This window comes from Leifsonia sp. KNZ13-11D (assembly GCF_056754895.1).
Map to the genome: position 1 here is coordinate 1982989 of NZ_JBPGWU010000001.1, position 16038 is coordinate 1999026.

The following is a 16038-nucleotide window of genomic DNA, read 5'->3' on the forward strand; positions in this document are numbered from 1 at the left end:
GGAGAATGGGCCCCAAATCTCCGACGCAACGCTCTGCAGCAGGAGTTTCCGCCCGAATCTCCGACGTACCGCGCCGGATCTCCGACGTACCGCGCCGGATCTCCGACGTAGCGCATCCGACCCCCCAGGCGGTGGGCCACTGGGCTTGCGTCAGGCGGTGGGCCACTGGGCTTGCGGCGGGCGATCGGCCGCTGGGCTTGCGTCGGAGAATGGGCCCCAAATCTCCGACGCAACGCTCTACAGCAGGAGTTTCCGCCCGAATCGGCCCGGATCTCCGACGTACCGTGCCGGATCTCCGACGTAGCGCGCCGGATCTCCGATGTACCGCGCGGGAGCGTCGACCCGCCACGCCGGACCCTCGACGCACCGCCCCCGATCCGCCACACCGTTGGCCGCGGTGCTTGCGTCGGAGAATGAGTCCCAAATGTCCGACGCAGCGCTCTGCGGCGGGAGATTCGGGTCGAATCGGCCCGGATCTCCGACGTACCGCGCAGGATCTCCGACGCACGCGGCACGCCGCGTCGGAGCGGTCAGCCGCCCGCGGCGCCCACGCCGCCCGCGGCGCCCACGCCGCCCGCGGCGCCCACGCCGCCCGCGGCGCCCACGCCGCCCGCGGCGCCCACGCCGCCCGCGGCGCCCACGCCGCCCGCGGCGCCCGCGCCGCCCGCGCCGCCCGCGGCGCCCGCGGCGGCCGCCGTCTCGGCGGCCGGGCGGCGCCCGCGCCGCGGGCGCTCGGGCGAGCGGGCCTGCACCAGCGCGCCGGGGTGCGCCCGCAGGGTCGCGGCAACCTCGTCCAGCCACTCGATGGCCGCTTTCGCGCCCAATTCGGCGGCGCGATTGGCGGCGAGGAGGGCGCGCGAGTCAGCCTCGTGCGTGAGGTAGCGGATCCGCTCGGCGTAGGCGGCGCGGTAGCCGTCGACGATGGTGAGCGCGTCGACCCCGCCGAGGGATGCCGCGATCAGCACCTGGTCCTGCATCTCGTCCCAGTCGGGGCGTCCGTCGGCGGGCCCGGCCGTCAGCCACGCGGTGGCCGCCTCCCGCCCGGCCGGCGTCAGGTCGTAGAGAGGGAGGCCGTCGTCGGTCGAGCCGGCGGAGGCCACGAGGCCCTGGTCGGTCATGCGGTCGAGGGTGGAGTACACCTGCCCCGGGTTCAGCTGGCGGCGGTGGGCGGCGCGGCAGAGGAACTCGCTCTGCAGCTGCGACCCGTAGGCGGGGCCCTGCGTCAGCAGGGCCAGGAAACCGTTCTGCACGGACATACTCGGTATGGTATTCCGGTCCGGCGTTCGCTGGGCGACCGAATCGCCGAATCACAATCTTGTAACTACCCGCGGTTCTCAGGCATAATCGTGGCAACGCGCGTGAGCGCATCCAACTTCACACCGCCGAAGCACTCCACCCGTTCCTGGTCGTAGGGGAAGACGCACCAACGAACGGAGGAGAATCATGTCGGCACACGCAGCTCGAGGGGTGCTCTACGTGCACTCCTCTCCCAGCGCGCTCTGCCCCCACATCGAGTGGGCGGCCGGTCGTGCACTGGGTCGCGCGGTCAACTTCACCTGGGAGACACAGCCCGTGCTGAAGGGCGCCCAGCGCACGGAGTTCTTCTGGGACGGCCCGCAGGGGACCGGCGCCCGGCTGGCGTCCGCCCTGCGCGGGTGGGAGCACCTGCGCTACGAGGTGACGGAGGACGCCGGGCACGGCACCGACGGCGGCCGCTGGATGCACACCCCCGACCTCGGCATCTTCTTCGCCCAGGTGGACACGGCCGGCAACATGGTCGTGCCGGAGGACCGCATCCGCTACGCCATGGAGATCGCCGGCGCCAACGCACTGGAGCTGCACCGCGAACTGCGCCTCGCCCTCGGGCAGGCCTGGGACGACGAGCTGGAGCCGTTCCGTCACGCCCACGACGACACCTCGGTGATCTGGCTGCACAACGTCGGCTGACCATCCGGGTGTCCACCCCAGACGTCCCGCGGCGGGCCGGGCTCCGGCCGCCCGCAGGCGGTGACACGCAGAAGGCCCCGGTCCGAACGACCGGGGCCTTCTGCTGTCGGGAGTTCCGCTCAGTAGGTGCGGAACGCGGCGACCGCGTTGTGGCCGCCGAAGCCGAACGAGTTGCTGATCGCCAGCTGGGGTCCGTCGCCGAGCGGCTGCGGCTCGCTCTTCACCTGCAGCGGGATGGCCGGGTCCATCTCGGTGATGTTGATCGTCGGCGGAGCCTGACGGTCGCGCATCGCGAGGATGGTGAACACGGCCTCCAGGGCGCCGGTGCCGCCGAGCAGGTGGCCGGTGGACGCCTTGGTGGCCGAGACGGGGATGGTGTGCACCCGCTCGCCGAACACCTCGCGCAGCGCGACGTACTCGGACGGGTCGCCGACCGGCGTGCTCGTGGCGTGCGCATTGATGTGGGTGACCTCGTCCGGGGTGGCGCCGGCGCGCTCCAGGGCGATGTGCACCGCGCGGCTGGCGCCGCGGCCCTCGGGGTCGTTCGCAGTGATGTGGTACGAGTCGGCGGTGACGCCGCCGCCGGCGAGCTCCGCGTAGATGCGGGCGCCGCGGGCGAGCGCGTGCTCCTCGGTCTCCAGCACCAGGCTGGCGGCGCCCTCGCCCATCACGAAGCCGTCGCGGTCGACGCTGTACGGGCGGGAGGCGTGGGCCGGGTCGTTGTTGCGGCGCGACAGTGCCTGCATCGACGAGAAGGAGGCGACCGTGATCGGGTGGATCGCGGACTCGGTGCCGCCGGCGATCACCACGTCGGCGAGACCGGCCTGCAGGTGCTCGTAGGCATTCACGAGGGATTCGGTGCTCGACGCGCACGCGGAGGCGACGGTGCGGGCGAACGCGCGCGCCTCGAAGTGCATCGACACCGCAGCGGAGGCGGCGTTCGGCATCAGCATCGGCACGGTCATCGGCAGAACACGGCGCGGACCGCGCTCGCGCAGCGTGTCCCACGCGTCGAGCAACGTCCACACGCCGCCGATGCCGGTGGCGTAGTCGACGCCGAGACGCTCGGGGGCGACCTCCGGGCGGCCGGCGTCCTCCCAGGCCTCCATCGCGGAGATGAGGGCGAACTGGCTCGACGGGTCGAGGCGCTTGGCGACCGGGCGCTCGAGCACCTCCTCCGGGCGCACCTTGGCCTCGGCGGCGAAGGTGACGGGGAGCTCATACTGGGCGACCCAGTCGTGCTCCAGGGTGCGTGCGCCGGACTCGCCGGCGAGCAGTGCGGCCCAGCTCTCGGGCGCGGTGCCACCGAGGGGCGAGGATGCGCCCACGCCGGTGATCACGATCTTCTTGGTCATAACGGCAACTCTCCGTGAATCAGGACGACGACGCGCTCAGCGGAGCGCGACGCACGCGCGGGCGGCCACTCGGCGTGCCGCCCGCGCGGAAGCATGCGCGAAGCTCAGGCGTTCTGCGCCTTGACGATGAACTCGACCGCGTCACCCACGGTCTTGAGGTTCTTGACCTCCTCGTCCGGGATCTTGACGTCGAACTTGTCCTCGGCGTTGACCACGATGGTCATCATCGAGATCGAGTCGATGTCGAGGTCGTCGGTGAACGACTTGTCCAGCTCAACCGTGTCGGTCGCGATACCGGTCTCGTCGTTGATGAGCTCGGCCAGGCCGGCAAGAACTTCTTCGGTGGACAATGCCATGGTTTATCTCTCCTTGAGGGGGTGTCGTTGTGACCGGGAAACAGTCTAGGGCAGCACGACGACCTGCGCGCCGAACACCAGACCGGCCCCGAAGCCGATCTGCAGCGCCAGTCCGCCGCTCAGCTCCGGGCGTTCCTGGAGCAGTCGGTGGGTCGCGAGGGGGATGGATGCGGCGGACGTGTTGCCCGTCGTCTCGATGTCGCGGGCGATGGCGACGGTGTCCGGCAGCTTGAGCTGCTTGGCGAACTCGTCGACGATCCGCATGTTGGCCTGGTGCGGGATGAAGGCGGCCAGCTGGTCGGGGGAGACCCCGGCCTCGTCGAGCGCCTGCTTGGCGACCTTGGCCATCTCCCAGACGGCCCAGCGGAACACCGTCTGGCCCTCCTGGCGCAGCGTCGGCCACGGCGCCTCGCCGTCGCGGAACTCGAGAAGGGTGTTGCCCATCCCCACCGCGTCGGCCTTCGAGCCGTCGGATCCCCACACCGTCTTGGCGATGCCGGGGTAATCGCTGGGTCCGATGACGACGGCTCCCGCGCCGTCTCCGAGCAGGAACGAGATCGTGCGGTCGGTGGGGTCGACGACGTCGGACAGCTTCTCGGCGCCGACGACGAGCGCGTAGTGCGCTGCGCCGGTGCGGATGAGGGCATCCGCCTGGGCGACGGCGTAGGCGTACCCGGCGCACGCGGCGTTCATGTCGTACGCGGCAGCGGGATTGGCGCCCACCCGGTCGGCGAGGACCGCCGCGATGGACGGGGTCTGCTGTACGTTCGAGACGGTCGCGACGATGACGGCATCGATCAGCTTCGGGTCGACGCCCGACTTCTCGATCGCCTCCTTCGATGCCTCGGTGGCGAGGTCGACGGCGAGCACATCGCGGCCCGCCCGCGTGCGGGTGATGATCCCGGTGCGCTGCCGGATCCACTCGTCGGACGAGTTGATCGGGCCGACCAGGTCGTCGTTCGGCACGATGTTCTCGCCACGGGCGGCGCCGATCGAGAGGATGCGCGTGTACTGCGGGCCGTGGGACTGCTGCAGGGTGGGGTGGGTCATCGGGGGAGCTCCTTGCGGCCTTACGCGGCCTGGTCGATGAGGTCGAACGCGGCGGCCAGGTCGTCGGGCGTCTTGATGGCTACGGTCGGCACGCCCTTGAGGCCGCGCTTGGCGAGGCCGACGAGCGCTCCGGCGGGGGCGACCTCGATCAGGCCGGTGACGCCGGCCTCCTCGAAGGCCTTCATGTCGAGGTCCCAGCGGACCGGCGAGGAGACCTGGCCCACCAGCAGCCGCAGGAACTCGGCGCCGTCGGTCACCTCCGAGCCGTCCTTGTTGGTCCAGAGCCGCAGGGTCGGGTCGTTCGTGGCCAGGCCGGCCGCGACCTGCTCCAGCGCAGGGACGGCGGGCGCCATGTAGCGGGTGTGGAAGGCGCCCGCGACCTGAAGGGGGATGACGCGGGCGCGAGCCGGCGGGTTCTCGGACAGCCGGGCCAGCGCATCGAGGGCGCCGGCGACGACGATCTGGCCGCCGCCGTTGTAGTTGGCGGGGGAGAGGCCCAGCTCGTCCAGCCGCGCCATCAGCTCGGACTCGTCGGCGCCGATCACGGCGCTCATGCCGGTCTGCACCTCGGCCGCCGCACGGGCCATGGCCGCCCCGCGCTCGCGCACGAAGGCCACGGCGTCGGTCTCGCTGAGCACGCCCGCGCCGGCCGCGGCGGTGAGCTCGCCGACCGAGTGGCCCGCGATGCCGCCGATCCGGTCACGACGGCCGTCCGCGAACAGGGCGGACAGCGTGAGCAGCCCGGCCGAGACGATGAGCGGCTGCGCGATCGCGGTGTCGCGGATGGTGTCGGCATCGCTCACGGTGCCGTGCGCGACCAGGTCGATGCCGACCGCGTCGGAGATGCCGGTGAGCTGATCGCGGAACGAGGACTCGGCGAGCCAGGGCTCGAGGAACCCGGGGGTCTGGGATCCCTGCCCCGGGCACACGATGACGATCACGGTTTCCAGTCTGCCAATCTTCCGCCGGGCGGATGTGTCGGATGGATACGAACTATTCGAAGAATGCTTGTGGTTGTCTACAAGCAGGAGGCACTCACCCGCCGCGGCGGGGCGAGTCCGGCTCGTTGATCGAGCCGACGATGAGCGCCGCCTGCAGGATGAGCGCCTCGCGCGCGCCTGTCGCATCCCACCCGATCACCTCGGAGACGCGCTTCAGGCGGTAGCGCACGGTGTTGGGGTGCACGAACAGCTCGCGGGCGGTCGCCTCCAGCGAGCGGCCGTTGTCGAGATAGCACCAGAGAGTTGTCAGCAGCTCGGTCGAGTACGCCTGCAGCGGCCGGTAGATGCGGCTGATCAGGGTGGCCCGGGCCAGGCCGTCACCCGCGAGCGCGCGCTCCGGGAGCAGGTCGTCGGCGTGCACCGGACGCGGGCAGTTGCGCCACGCCTTGGCGACCGCGAAGCCGGCGAGAGCCGCCTTCGCGCTCTTGGACGCATCCACGAGGCTCGGCACCTCGTGGCCGAGCACCAGGTGCCCGGCGCCGAATCCCGGCTCCAGCTGCTGGGCGATCTCCAGGAACGAGACGACGGGCGCCGGCCCGATCGCATCCTCGGGCGTGCTGTTGCTCGGCCAGGCGCGGCCGATCACCAGCACCAGGCGGCTGCCCTGCACGCCGATCAGCACATCCGCCGACATGTGCCGGGCCGTGCGGCGCAGCTGGTCGACGTCGAGCATCTTGGGCGCGGTGCCGACCAGGACGCTGACCTCGCCGTGCCCGTGCCAGCCGAGCGCTGCGATGCGGCTGGGGAGCTCGTCGTCGTACTCGCCGGTCAGGATGCTGTCGACGACCAGCGCCTCCAGACGCGCGTCCCACAGGCCACGCGCCTCGGCCGCGCGGGCGTAGACGTCGGCCGCGGCGAACGCGATCTCGCGCGAGTACAGCAGGATGGCCTCCCGCAGGTCCTCGCCGCCCCCGCTCTTCACCCGCTCCTCGACCACCTCGACGGTGATCTTGATCAGCTGGAGGGTCTGCTGCAGGCTCACGCTCCGCAGCAGCTCCCGGGGCGCCGCGCCGAACACGTCGGCCGCGATCCAGGGCGTCGACCGTGGGTCGTCGTACCACGAGATGAAGGACGAGATGCCCGCCTGGGCCACCAGGCCGACGGCGCTGCGCCGGCCCGGTGGCATGTCGCGGTACCAGGGAAGGGTGTCCTCGAGTCGCTTGAGCGTGGTCGTCGCCAGCTCACCCGAGATCTTGCGCAACCACGCGAGCGTCTCGGGCTTGGTCCTCTCCACCGCGCTGCCTGCCACGGCGGTGTTACGCCTCGCCGCCCGCCGAGCCGGTGGTGCCGGCGTTCACGTCGTGCAGGAGGTACTTCTCGATCGCCCACGCCGGAGCGTTCGGGTCGACCTTCCCCTGCGCGGCGAGCAGTTCGAGCGTCCGCACCACCATCGACGGTCCGTCGATCTTGAAGAACCGGCGGGCGGCGGGGCGGGTGTCCGAGAAGCCGAAGCCGTCGGCGCCCAGGGTGGCGAACTCGCCGGGGACGAACTGACGGATCATGTCCGGCACCGCGTGCGAGTAGTCGGTCACGGCGACGAAGGGACCCTCGGATCCCTGGAACTTGCGGGTGACGTACGGCACCTGCTTCTCCTGCTGCGGGTAGAGGAAGTTGTGCTCCTCCGCGGCCAGGCCGTCGCGGCGCAGCTCGCCCCACGAGGTGACGCTCCACACGTCGGCGGACACGCCCCAGTCCTGCGCGAGCAGGTGCTGGGCCTCGAGCGCCCACGGCACCGAGACGCCGGAGGCGAGCAGCTGGGCCTTCGGCCCGTCGCCCTCGCCGGCGCGGAGCTTGTAGACGCCGCGGACGATGCCGTCCACATCCACGCCCTCCGGCTCCGCCGGCTGCACGATCGGCTCGTTGTAGACGGTGAGGTAGTACATGACGTTCGGGTCGGGGTGGTTGCCGCCGTACATCCGCTCGAGGCCGGCGCGCACGATGTGGCCGATCTCGTAGCCGTAGGCCGGGTCGTACTGCACCACGGCCGGGTTCGTCGCCGCGAGCAGCGGCGAGTGGCCGTCGGCGTGCTGCAGGCCCTCGCCGGTCAGCGTGGTGCGACCGGCGGTGGCGCCGATCAGGAAGCCGCGCGCCATCTGGTCGCCGGCCGCCCACAGGGCGTCGCCGGTGCGCTGGAAGCCGAACATCGAGTAGAAGACGTACACCGGGATGAGCGGCTCGCCCTGCGTCGAGTACGACGTCCCGACGTTGGTGAACGCGGCCAGCGCGCCCGCCTCGTTGATGCCGACGTGGATGATCTGGCCCTGCGGGCTCTCCTTGTAGGCGAGGAGCAGCTCGCGGTCGACCGACGTGTAGTGCTGGCCGTTCGGGTTGTAGATCTTCGCGTTCGGGAAGAAGGCGTCCATGCCGAAGGTGCGGGCCTCGTCCGGGATGATCGGGACGATGCGGTGACCGAAGTCCTTCGAGCGCAGCAGGTCCTTCAGCAGACGGACGAACGCCATGGTGGTGGCGACCTCCTGCGTGCCGGAGCCCTTCTTCGAGATCGCGTACGCGGAGTCGTCCGGCAGGTTCAGCTGCGTGTACGTCGCGCGGCGCTCCGGCACGTAGCCGCCCAGGTCACGGCGGCGCTCGTGCAGGTAGCGGATCGTCTCGTCCTCGGCGCCGGGGTTGAAGTACGGCGGGAGGTACGGGTTCTCCTCGAGCTGCGCATCCGACACGGGGATGCGCATGGCGTCGCGGAACGCCTTCAGGTTGTCGAGGGTCATCTTCTTCATCTGGTGGGTCGCGTTGCGGCCCTCGAAGGACGGACCCAGGCCGTAGCCCTTGATCGTCTTCGCGATGATGACGGTCGGCTGGCCCTTGTGCTCGACGGCCGCCTTGAACGCGGCGTAGACCTTGCGGTAGTCGTGGCCGCCGCGCTTGAGGCCCCAGACCTGGTCGTCGCTGTAGTCCTTGACGAGCTCGAGCGTGCGCGGGTCGCGGCCGAAGAAGTTCTCGCGCACGTAGGCGCCGTTCTCCGTCTTGTACGTCTGGTAGTCGCCGTCCGGCGTCTGGTTCATCAGGTTGACCAGTGCGCCGTCGGTGTCGCGGGCGAGCAGGTCGTCCCACTCGCGGCCCCAGATCACCTTGATGACGTTCCAGCCGGCGCCGCGGAAGTAGCTCTCCAGCTCCTGGATGATCTTGCCGTTGCCGCGCACCGGGCCGTCGAGGCGCTGCAGGTTCGCGTTGATGACGAAGGTCAGGTTGTCGAGCTTCTCGTTGGCAGCCACCTGGAGCTGGCCGCGCGACTCGACCTCGTCCATCTCGCCGTCGCCGAGGAACGCCCAGACGTGCTGGTCCGACGCATCCTTGATGCCGCGGTTGGTGAGGTACTTGTTGAGCTGGGCCTGGTAGATCGCGTTGATCGGGCCGAGACCCATCGACACGGTCGGGAACTGCCAGAACTCGGGCATCAGACGCGGGTGCGGGTAGCTGGAGAGGCCGCCGCCGGCGTGCGACTTCTCCTGGCGGAAGCCGTCGAGCTGGTCGGCGCTCAGGCGCCCCTCGAGGAACGCGCGGGCGTAGACGCCGGGGGAGGCGTGGCCCTGGAAGAAGACCTGGTCGCCGCCGCCCGGGTGGTCCTGGCCGCGGAAGAAGTGGTTGAAGCCGACCTCGAAGAGCGTCGCGCTGGAGGCGTAGCTGGAGAGGTGGCCGCCGACGGCGATGCCGGGGCGCTGAGCGCGGTGCACCATGACGGCCGCGTTCCAGCGGACCCACGCCCGGTACCGGCGCTCGATCTCCTCGTCGCCCGGGAACTCGGGCTCGTTCTCCGGGGAGATGGTGTTGATGTAGTCGGTGGTCGGCACCATCGGGACGCCGACGTGCAGGTCCTTCGAGCGCTTCAGCAGGCTGAGCATGATCTCGCGAGCACGCTCGTGGCCCTGGGCCGCAACCAGTTGGTCGAGGGATTCACGCCACTCGGCGGTCTCCTCCGGGTCCGAATCGATGTTGTTCACCGAGTACGGGTCCTGGTCGTTTACAGTCACCCTCGACCTCTTTCTTGTGTCGGATGGATCGTGGACGTGCCGGAGCGCTGTCGGTTCTCGACAACTGCGGGCACCATCGTTCAGCCTAGCCTCACTCGGGACGTGCTGATGACCGTCGCTTGGCGCTCGGCGAGCGCGGGTCTATGCTGTGTGCTCGTGCCCGCGCGGAGCCACGTCGTGCGGGCCTGAAAGGACGACCGATGGCCCTCGAGAACGACACCCAGGCACCCGACTTCGAGCTGCTCAACCAGTTCGGCGAGACGGTGCGGCTCAGCGACTTCCGCGGGCGCAAGGCGGTGGCGCTGGTGTTCTTCCCGCTCGCGTTCTCCGGCACCTGCACGGGCGAGCTGTGCGAGCTGCGGGACAACCTGGGCCTGTTCGCGGACCACCGCGTCGAGCTGCTGGCGGTCTCCGTCGACTCCAAGTTCACATTGCGCGCGTGGGCGGAGAAGGAGGGCTACACCTTCTCGCTGCTGGCCGACTTCTGGCCCCACGGCGACATCGCCAAGGAGTACGGCGTGTTCCTGCACGAGAAGGGGATCGCCAACCGAGCGACCTTCCTCATCGACGAGCGCGGCATCATCCGCGCGTCCTTCATCACCGCGCCGGGCGAGGCCCGCTCGATCGAGGCCTACCGCGCGGCCCTCGACCGCCTGCCCGCGCACGTCTGACGCGCCCGCTGGGCCGCGATTCGTGCCGAATAGTGGTTATGGGCGTCGCATAACCGAGATGTGGCACAAATCTTCGAGACGGTACGGGTTCGGTAGGGTGGAGGGCGTTCAGGGCCTTTAGCTCAGCTGGTAGAGCGCCACGTTTACACCGTGGATGTCGTCGGTTCGATCCCGGCAGGGCCCACTTCACCAGAGGGTGTCGTCGGCTCGATCCTGCGCACCGAGCCAGGGCCCACCTATTCGCCCGGCGTTGCTGAAGCACCCCGCGCCAGCAGCGCGAACAGCGCGTCGACGGCGGCGGCCATGTCGACCGTCGGGTCCTGCAGCCACTGCAGCTGCAGGCCGTCGGAGACCGCCTGCACCAGCCGTGCGAGCGTGTCGGCGTCGACCGCCGCCGGGAGGTCGCCGCGCTGCTGCTGCGCCTCGAACGTCCGCGCGAACATCGCACGCAGGGCCGCGCTGCGCTCCACGAAGTAGTCGTGCGCAGGATGCGCGGGGTCGCCGGCCTCCACAGCCAGGCGCGAGAACAGCTGCACCAGTCCCGGCACCTCCGCGTTGTGGCGGACGATTCCGACGTAGCCCTCGCGCAGCCGTTCGGGGGTCGGGTCGGCGTCGACGTCGCCGAAGCGGCGCGAGTCCACCTCGTCCCTCTTGCGCAGGATGGCCGTGAACAGCTCGTCCTTGCTGTCGAAGTAGTGCAGCAGCCCGGCCTGGCTCAAGCCCACCGCTTCCGCGAGCTCCTTCACCGAGGCGCCGCGGTAACCCTCCCGCGCGATCACCTCGAGGGCGCTCTCCAGGATCTCGTCCCGCTTCGCTACGCCCTTCGCGTAGGAACCCCGTCGTGCCATGACTCCACCATAAACCGAGCGACGCTTGCATTCTGAAAACCGAGTGACGTAAGGTTTTGCTCACCATCCACGGTGGATGGTGAGAGGACCCCTTCGACAATGACGTCAGACACCTCCGTACCGACCGGCCCATCGACGGGAGACACAGCCGCCGCCGAACCCGTCGCGCCCGTCACTACCAACACCTTCGTCGGCACCGCCTCCGGCAACGACGACCCGCCCGCGCCGATCAAGGGCCTCCGCCGGCTCATGGTGTGGATCATCCCGGCCAACCTCGGCATCTACCTGATCTGGGGAGCGCTGCCCGGCATCCTCCTCCCGCAGCAGATCACGCTGCTGTTCGGCGAGCAGGACAAGGTCGCCAACCTCGCGATCGCGGCCACCATCGGCGCGTTCGCCGCCATGGTCGCCCAGCCGATCGCCGGGCAGATCTCGGACCGGACGCGCTCCCGCTTCGGACGCCGCGCGCCGTGGATCGTGATCGGTTCGCTCGCGGGAGGTCTGTCGCTGGTCGGGCTGGCCTTCGCGAACTCGCTGGTCGGCGTCGTCATCGCCTGGACGCTGGTGCAGATCAGCTACAACTTCGCCCAGGGCCCGCTCACCGCGATCATGCCCGACCGCGTGCCGCTCAAGCGCCGCGGCACCTTCGCCGCGCTCTCCGGCATCGGCCTCATGGTGGGAGCGCTCGGCGGCCAGATCGTCGGATCGCTGTTCTTCAACAGCCTCACGGTCGGGTACATCTTCTTCGCGGTCTTCTCGCTCGTCGTCCTGAGCCTGTTCGTCCTCGCCAACCCGGACTATTCGAGCGCCCGGATGGAGCGCGAGCCGTTCACGCTCGTCGACTTCCTCAAGACCTTCTGGGTGAACCCGATCGCGCACCCCGACTTCTTCTGGGCGTTCACCGGCCGTCTCCTGCTGTACACCGGCTACTTCGCCGTGACAGGGTTCCAGCTCTTCCTGCTCACCGACTACTTCCACGTCGCGCATCCCGAGCAGCTCATCCCGCTGCTCGGACTGCTGAGCCTCGTCGGCATCATCGTCTCCACCGTCGTCTCCGGCCCGCTGTCGGACCGGTTCGGCCGCCGCAAGCCGTTCGTCTTCGCGTCCGCCGCGGTCGTCAGTCTGGGCTTCCTGCTGCCCTGGCTGTGGCCGGATGTGACCGCCTGGATCATCATGACGATCATCGCCGGCTTCGGGTTCGGGATGTTCCAGGCCGTCGACACGGCGCTCATGAGCGAGGTGCTCCCCTCCGCGAAGTCGTTCGCGAAGGACCTCGGCGTCGTCAACATCGCCGCCACGCTCCCGCAGACTCTGGCCCCCGGAGTCGCCGGCGCCATCGTCCTCGCCTTCGGCTACGCCGCGCTCTTCCCGATCGCGATCGTCCTCGGCATCCTGGGGGCACTGGCCGTGTGGCCGATCAAGGCGACCCGCTGACGCACCGACCCATGCTCCACGCACCATCTGAAAGGGAAACGCACATGACGGACACCAGCACGACGACGACGGCCGCCGCCGACCTCACCGGGCTCACGGTCGAGCAGAAGGCGTCGCTCACCAGCGGCGAGGGCTTCTGGCGCACGAAGCCGGTGGAGGCCGCGGGCATCCCCTCGGTCATGCTCACCGACGGACCGCACGGCCTGCGCAAGCAGCGCGAGGGCGGCGACCACCTGGGGATCGGGGACAGCGTGCCCGCCACCTGCTTCCCGCCCGCGGTGGCGCTGGGCTCCTCCTGGGATGCCGGGCTGGCCGAGCGCATCGGAACGGCCCTCGGGGTCGAGTCGTCGATCGAGGACGTGGCGGTCATCCTCGGTCCCGGCATCAACATCAAGCGGTCGCCGCTGTGCGGCCGCAACTTCGAGTACCTGAGCGAGGACCCGATCGTGTCCGGGGTCCTCGGCGCCGGAATCGTGCGCGGCATCCAGTCGCAGGGCGTCGGCGCGTCGCTGAAGCACTTCGCCGCGAACAACCAGGAGGACGACCGGATGCGGTCCTCGTCCGACGTCGATCCGCGGCCGCTGCGCGAGATCTACCTGCGCGGGTTCCAGCGGGTGGTCGAGGATGCACAGCCGCACACCGTCATGTGCTCCTACAACCGCATCAACGGCGTGTTCGCGTCCGAGAACCGCTGGCTGCTGACCGATGTGCTGCGCGGGGAGTGGGGCTTCGAGGGCCTCGTGGTCTCCGACTGGGGCGCCGTGAGCGACCGCGTGGCCGCGCTGCGCGCCGGGCTGGACCTGGAGATGCCGGGCAACGGCGGGCAGTCCGACGCCGAGGTGGTGGCCGCCGTCGCCGAGGGGCGCCTCGACGAAGAGCTGCTGGATGCGTCCGCCCAGCGGAACGCCGACCTGGCCGTGCGCTGGGCGGTGACGCCGCGCGTCGAGGGCCCGCTCGACGTGGATGCGCACCACGAGCTGGCGCGCGAGGCGGCGGCCCGGTCGATCGTGCTGCTCCAGAACGACGGCGCCGAGCCCCTCCTGCCGCTGCATGCGGACCGGTCGCTCGCGGTGATCGGCGCTTTCGCGGAGAAGCCGCGGTACCAGGGCGCGGGCTCGTCGATGATCCACCCGACCCGGCTGGACGACGCGCTCACGGCGATCCGTGCCGTAGCACCGGACGCCGTCTACGCCGCCGGATTCTCGCTTTCGGCGGATGCTCCGGAGGACGAGACGGCACGCCTGCGCGACGAGGCGGTCCGGGCCGCCGCGGCGGCGGAGGTGGCCGTGGTCTTCGCGGGGCTGCCCGCACGTCTGGAGTCCGAGGGCTACGACCGGGAGGACATCGACCTCCCTGCCGACCAGCTCGCCGTGATCGACGCCGTCGTCGCGGCCAACCCGCGCACGGTCGTCGTACTGTCGAACGGCGGCGTCGTGGCGCTGCCGTTCGCGGAGCGGGTGCCCGCCATCGTCGAGGCCTGGCTGCTCGGCCAGGCCGGGGGATCGGCGACCGCCGACGTGCTCTTCGGCGCCGTGAACCCGTCCGGCAAGCTGACCGAGACCATCCCGCTGCGCCTCGAGGACACCCCTGCGTTCCTCAACTTCCCTGGCGAGCAGGGACACGTCCGCTACGGAGAGGGCCTGTTCGTGGGATACCGCTGGTACGACGCCCGGCGGATGCCCGTCGCGTTCCCGTTCGGCCACGGGCTCTCGTACACGACCTTCTCCTACGGCGAGGCGACGGCGGAGGTCACCGGGAGCGGAGACGTGGAGGTGCGGCTCACCGTCACCAACACCGGCGACCGCGCTGGACGGGAGATCGTCCAGGTCTACACGTCGCTCGCGGGATCGTCGGTGCAGCGTCCCGTGCGCGAACTGAAAGGGTTCGCGTCGGTGGAGCTGGCGGCGGGGGAGTCGCGCGAGGTCTCCGTCGCCGTCCGGCGCTCCGACCTGTCGTACTGGGATGCGCGGGCCGAGCGCTGGGTGGTCGAGCGCGGCGAGTACACCGTCGAGGTCGGGGCGAGCAGCCGCGACCTGCGTTCCCGCGCGACGGTGTCCCTCGATGGCGATGAGGTGCGCCTGCCGCTCACGCGGGAGTCGTCGCTCGGCGAGGTGCTCGCGCATCCTGTCGCCGGTCCGATGGTGCAGACGGCGCTGGCCGGCATGGCGCAGATGATGGAGGGTGCCTCGGCGATCATGCCGGAGGGGGTCTCGATGGAGAAGATGATGAACTCGTTCCCGATCGGCCGCGTCGGGATGCTGTCCGGGGGTCAGGTCACGACGGAGATGATCGACGGCCTGCTCGCGGCGGCGAACGCACAGCAGGGCTGACGCGGGCGGCGCCGGTCCGGCACCCGTGTCGGCGCACTTCCTGCGTCGCCACCGGGTGCCGCGCTAGCCTGACCGCATGCCCGAGGGACCGTACCGCTGGTTCGTCTACGCCGAGCTCGCCCTGGCGGCGGTGACGTTCGTCGCCCTGCTGTTCGTGGTCGCCCCGTACGGCGGCCGCCACGGGCGGAGCGGCTGGGGTCCGACAGTGCCGGCGCGGGTCGGCTGGGTCGTGATGGAGGCGCCCGCGTCCATCCTGTTCGTGGCCTTCTACCTGCTCGGGTCGCACCGCTTCGAACCGGTGCCGCTGCTGTTCCTGGCGCTCTGGCTGCTGCACTACGTGTACCGGGCGTTCGTCTACCCGTTCCTGATGCGATCGGGATCCCGGATGCCGGTGCTCGTGATGCTGCTGGCCATCGCCTTCAACCTGCTCAACGCATGGGTGAACGCACGGTGGATCTCCGAGTACGGGGACTACCCGGTGGCGTGGCTCGCTGACGGGCGGTTCTGGGCAGGCGTCGTCCTGTTCGCGGGCGGGCTGACGCTGAACGCGCGCTCCGACCGGACGCTGCGGCTGCTGCGGCGGTCGGGAGACGGGTACCGCATCCCCCGGGGCGGCGGGTTCCGGTACGTCTCGAGCCCCAACTACCTGGGCGAGATGATCGAGTGGACGGGGTGGGCGATCGCCACCTGGTCGCTCGCCGGCACCGCTTTCGCGCTGTACACGTTCGCGAACCTCGCGCCGCGCGCGTTCGCGAACCACCGGTGGTACCGCGCCACGTTCCCGGACTATCCGCCGGAGCGCCGCGCGCTCATCCCGTTCCTGCTCTGACCCGCTGCGCACATTCGTGACGAATGCCGCCTTACGCGCGTCGGGAGCGCACATTCGTGACGAATGTAGGTGGCGGTGCAAGGCGCACATTCGTGACGAATGTCGCGTCTCGGGGGCCCGGAGCGTGCATTCGTGACGAATGTCGCGTCTCGGGGGCCCGGAGCGTGCATTCGTGACGAATGTGCGCGGTGGAGTGACGGTGGTGCGTTCTAGCCTCGGGATGAGGAGGGATGC

General features: G+C 70.3%; 13 protein-coding genes and 1 tRNA gene. 6 read left to right on the forward strand and 8 right to left on the reverse strand.

Going from position 1 to position 16038, the window contains the following annotated elements:
* Window positions 1–530 precede the first annotated feature (530 nt).
* Window positions 531–1256: a PadR family transcriptional regulator gene (locus tag ACR9Y5_RS09895; protein ID WP_481297801.1), complete on the reverse strand. Its 726-nt coding sequence runs from the start codon at window positions 1254–1256 to the stop codon at window positions 531–533.
* Between the two features lie 187 nt (window positions 1257–1443).
* Between ACR9Y5_RS09895 and ACR9Y5_RS09900 the strand changes: the two genes are divergently transcribed.
* Window positions 1444–1947: a DUF3145 domain-containing protein gene (locus tag ACR9Y5_RS09900; RefSeq protein ID WP_481297802.1), complete on the forward strand. Its 504-nt coding sequence runs from the start codon at window positions 1444–1446 to the stop codon at window positions 1945–1947.
* A 119-nt stretch (window positions 1948–2066) separates the two neighbouring features.
* Here the strand turns inward: ACR9Y5_RS09900 and ACR9Y5_RS09905 are convergent, their stop codons facing one another.
* From ACR9Y5_RS09905 to aceE, 6 genes are all read right to left on the reverse strand, one after another.
* Window positions 2067–3302, reverse strand: coding sequence for a beta-ketoacyl-[acyl-carrier-protein] synthase family protein (locus ACR9Y5_RS09905; protein ID WP_481297803.1), 1236 nt, complete (start codon window positions 3300–3302; stop codon window positions 2067–2069).
* 104 nt (window positions 3303–3406) lie between these two features.
* Entirely contained in the window at window positions 3407–3658 is a 252-nt protein-coding gene (locus ACR9Y5_RS09910; RefSeq protein ID WP_018190963.1) for an acyl carrier protein, read from the reverse strand.
* Between the two features lie 45 nt (window positions 3659–3703).
* The gene (locus tag ACR9Y5_RS09915) at window positions 3704–4708 is read right to left on the reverse strand and encodes a beta-ketoacyl-ACP synthase III (RefSeq protein ID WP_481297804.1); all 1005 of its coding nucleotides are present in this window, start codon (window positions 4706–4708) and stop codon (window positions 3704–3706) included.
* Between the two features lie 20 nt (window positions 4709–4728).
* Entirely contained in the window at window positions 4729–5649 is a 921-nt protein-coding gene (locus ACR9Y5_RS09920) for an ACP S-malonyltransferase (RefSeq protein WP_481297805.1), read from the reverse strand.
* Between the two features lie 94 nt (window positions 5650–5743).
* Window positions 5744–6943, reverse strand: a complete 1200-nt coding sequence (locus ACR9Y5_RS09925; protein ID WP_310134907.1) for a PucR family transcriptional regulator — start codon at window positions 6941–6943, stop codon at window positions 5744–5746.
* A 22-nt stretch (window positions 6944–6965) separates the two neighbouring features.
* Complete coding sequence (gene aceE, locus ACR9Y5_RS09930) at window positions 6966–9692, reverse strand: pyruvate dehydrogenase (acetyl-transferring), homodimeric type (RefSeq protein WP_481297806.1); 2727 nt, start codon at window positions 9690–9692, stop codon at window positions 6966–6968.
* 200 nt (window positions 9693–9892) lie between these two features.
* On the opposite strand from aceE, the gene ACR9Y5_RS09935 reads away from it, so the two are divergent.
* Together ACR9Y5_RS09935 and ACR9Y5_RS09940 are read left to right on the forward strand one after the other, a co-directional pair.
* Window positions 9893–10363 carry a peroxiredoxin gene (locus ACR9Y5_RS09935; protein WP_481297807.1) on the forward strand — a complete coding sequence of 157 codons (471 nt, stop codon included), beginning with the start codon at window positions 9893–9895 and terminating at the stop codon, window positions 10361–10363.
* 111 nt (window positions 10364–10474) lie between these two features.
* Window positions 10475–10547 (forward strand) — tRNA-Val (locus ACR9Y5_RS09940).
* A 52-nt stretch (window positions 10548–10599) separates the two neighbouring features.
* On the opposite strand, the gene ACR9Y5_RS09945 is transcribed toward ACR9Y5_RS09940, so the two are convergent.
* Window positions 10600–11211 carry a TetR/AcrR family transcriptional regulator gene (locus ACR9Y5_RS09945; RefSeq protein WP_481297808.1) on the reverse strand — a complete coding sequence of 204 codons (612 nt, stop codon included), beginning with the start codon at window positions 11209–11211 and terminating at the stop codon, window positions 10600–10602.
* A 99-nt stretch (window positions 11212–11310) separates the two neighbouring features.
* Between ACR9Y5_RS09945 and ACR9Y5_RS09950 the strand changes: the two genes are divergently transcribed.
* The 3 genes from ACR9Y5_RS09950 to ACR9Y5_RS09960 all read left to right on the forward strand — a co-directional run bounded on the left by ACR9Y5_RS09950 (window position 11311) and on the right by ACR9Y5_RS09960 (window position 15804).
* A complete protein-coding gene (locus tag ACR9Y5_RS09950; RefSeq protein WP_481297809.1) occupies window positions 11311–12645 on the forward strand; it encodes an MFS transporter in 1335 nt (444 codons plus the stop codon).
* A gap of 44 nt (window positions 12646–12689) precedes the next feature.
* Window positions 12690–14975, forward strand: a complete 2286-nt coding sequence (locus ACR9Y5_RS09955; protein ID WP_481297810.1) for a glycoside hydrolase family 3 C-terminal domain-containing protein — start codon at window positions 12690–12692, stop codon at window positions 14973–14975.
* A 76-nt stretch (window positions 14976–15051) separates the two neighbouring features.
* Complete coding sequence (locus ACR9Y5_RS09960) at window positions 15052–15804, forward strand: phosphatidylethanolamine N-methyltransferase family domain-containing protein (protein WP_481297811.1); 753 nt, start codon at window positions 15052–15054, stop codon at window positions 15802–15804.
* The last annotated feature ends 234 nt before the right edge of the window (window positions 15805–16038 follow it).

Bases quoted from the DNA above. Each gene is read 5' to 3' on its own strand.
- ACR9Y5_RS09950 (WP_481297809.1), top strand. From the start codon at position 11,311: ATGACGTCAGACACCTCCGTACCGACCGGCCCATCGACGGGAGACACA.
- ACR9Y5_RS09895 (WP_481297801.1), bottom strand. From the start codon at position 1,256: ATGTCCGTGCAGAACGGTTTCCTGGCCCTGCTGACGCAGGGCCCCGCC.
- ACR9Y5_RS09915 (WP_481297804.1), bottom strand. From the start codon at position 4,708: ATGACCCACCCCACCCTGCAGCAGTCCCACGGCCCGCAGTACACGCGC.
- ACR9Y5_RS09900 (WP_481297802.1), top strand. From the start codon at position 1,444: ATGTCGGCACACGCAGCTCGAGGGGTGCTCTACGTGCACTCCTCTCCC.
- ACR9Y5_RS09935 (WP_481297807.1), top strand. From the start codon at position 9,893: ATGGCCCTCGAGAACGACACCCAGGCACCCGACTTCGAGCTGCTCAAC.
- ACR9Y5_RS09910 (WP_018190963.1), bottom strand. From the start codon at position 3,658: ATGGCATTGTCCACCGAAGAAGTTCTTGCCGGCCTGGCCGAGCTCATC.
- ACR9Y5_RS09945 (WP_481297808.1), bottom strand. From the start codon at position 11,211: ATGGCACGACGGGGTTCCTACGCGAAGGGCGTAGCGAAGCGGGACGAG.
- ACR9Y5_RS09955 (WP_481297810.1), top strand. From the start codon at position 12,690: ATGACGGACACCAGCACGACGACGACGGCCGCCGCCGACCTCACCGGG.
- ACR9Y5_RS09905 (WP_481297803.1), bottom strand. From the start codon at position 3,302: ATGACCAAGAAGATCGTGATCACCGGCGTGGGCGCATCCTCGCCCCTC.
- ACR9Y5_RS09960 (WP_481297811.1), top strand. From the start codon at position 15,052: ATGCCCGAGGGACCGTACCGCTGGTTCGTCTACGCCGAGCTCGCCCTG.